Source organism: Thalassotalea litorea, assembly GCF_043642205.1.
GTDB classification, from domain to species: domain Bacteria; phylum Pseudomonadota; class Gammaproteobacteria; order Enterobacterales; family Alteromonadaceae; genus Thalassotalea_A; species Thalassotalea_A litorea.
The window spans coordinates 1-1,802 of the sequence record NZ_JBHZSG010000082.1 but is presented as its reverse complement, the minus strand read 5'-3'; the positions used below and the strand labels follow the sequence as shown (position 1 = coordinate 1,802).

General features: G+C 42.2%; 2 protein-coding genes and 1 tRNA gene. All 3 read left to right on the top strand.

The features are described 5' to 3' along the window. Positions 1-393 precede the first annotated feature (393 nt). Positions 394-1,011, top strand: a complete 618-nt coding sequence (locus tag ACHUFQ_RS16930) for a hypothetical protein (RefSeq protein WP_394177027.1) — start codon at positions 394-396, stop codon at positions 1,009-1,011. 170 nt (positions 1,012-1,181) lie between these two features. Then, positions 1,182-1,258, top strand: a tRNA-Ile gene (locus ACHUFQ_RS16925). Between the two features lie 190 nt (positions 1,259-1,448). Then, positions 1,449-1,802, top strand: a 354-nt coding sequence (locus ACHUFQ_RS16920) for a hypothetical protein (RefSeq protein ID WP_394177026.1), incomplete at its 3' end; no start/stop codon positions are given.

Here is a 1,802-nt window from a genome sequence, read left to right as displayed (position 1 = left end):
CAAGAAAAGGACCGTTCGTATCAATAAAACCCGCTACCCCATTCAGAAAAGAGGCTCTTAACTGAATGGTGTTACGCTAACGCGGGCTTTTTTATTTTAGAGAGAAGCTGCGGGGGCGGAGTTTCGTCAATGACGAAAAGATGGAGTTCGAGATAAAAAGCATCTCGAGGACAGAAGGCTATATTGCTTGCTCAGTTTTTGCCACCAACCAGACTCCGTCATTTCCAGGCTTCGAAGAGGCCCTCATACTTCCACCTTCTTCTTCCACCTTCCACCTTCCACCTTCCACCTTCCACCTTCCACCTCAAATTATTTGAAAAATAATTTGCCTACCAAGTTTCCTTTTACCCATTCACGGCTATGCTTAAATAATCCAACCTTTTGCTTAGAAATATGAATAATAAACGCTATTTTTCCATCTGGATCAGCCTGTTATTATGTCCATTTTTGGTGCAGGCTTTGCCTGAAGAAAACACCGAACAATGGCAAATTTCTTTAAACTCGGCACCTACCGGGGCCTGGGTTATTTCTGAAACGCAATTGCTTGATAACTACTTTGAACCCGCAAACCCATTAAACGGCATCCTTGCCTGGGACACGAAAAACAAACACAAAGGTGAAATATTCTTAAGCCAAAATCAAGGCGAGGTTTTGGCAATTGATGGTCCTATTCAGAGTGATTTACAAACTAGCTTTGTTCATATTGGTGGTAATTTAAGACTGAATGACGGACGCGTCCCTTTATATCTTTTAGGTGGCGTAGGTGTGTCTCATATAGAAACCAATACTAATGAATTAGGCAGTTCCACCCGCCCTTCTGCCAATCTCGGTTTGGCAGCAGAGATACCGGTAAACAAAGCAATCAATGTAAAATTCGAAACCCGTGTTATCGCGACATTTTACGAAGGAAACGATGCGATGTTTTGTGATTCCGGGGACTGCGCGATTAATGGCTCATCAAATTTTTGGTATCAGGCCGATGTCAGTGCAGGTGTTGTGTTTAAGTTCTGACCGAACACACCCTTGCAGCTGTATAACAAATCACCAACCGAGCATTTAGCCACATATTTTTACCCTCACAATGGTGACATTAAAATAAAAAATGCTTATACTTGCCGCCACTTTTTGCTATTTTCTTTAGCAAGAACCAAGTTTTGAACCCACGTTCAACTTCTCTGTATGGCCCGTTAGCTCAGTTGGTTAGAGCACCCGACTCATAATCGGTAGGTCCCCTGTTCAAGTCAGGGACGGGCCACCACTCTTTTTTACCAATAAAAACAACACGTTAGCAATAGAAGCTTGGTGATAAATTTATTTCAACCACCACCCGTGGACACCTATTGGGCGCTTTAAGGGTCATCCAGGCCTTAAAATCTACCATCACGATTGAAGTAAGAATACCTCTGAATTACTATGAAATTCTTAAACGAAATTTCATAGGGTAAGCTGTGACCGTAGGTTTTGGGTTTGTAAATGACAAGGATAGGCTCTTAGAGTTTTTCTGTAGCTTTTCTCGGCTAGAGTACGCGCTAAAAGAGAGCGGCTTTTTCAGAGGCAACGATAGGAGGGTAGAAGTAAACTGGGACGACTTCGCCAAATCAATAGACATCAAGTTTAGTGAAATTCATGACAAAGAATTAAAAACCTCGATAGAGTATTTTCAACAACACCCCCCATTAAAGCAAGTGCTTTCGCATGGGTGTATCGAGTGGCATCATGACAAGAGTGTAGTGGTCAAGTTAAATTGGCCACAGTTTTATAGTTTTGCCAGAATCTTTCTTCTGACTCGTTTGGCGACAAAC

What these genes read in the sequence shown, in the direction of transcription:
- ACHUFQ_RS16930 (WP_394177027.1), top strand. Translation starts at nt 394, where the DNA reads ATGAATAATAAACGCTATTTTTCCATCTGGATCAGCCTGTTATTATGT.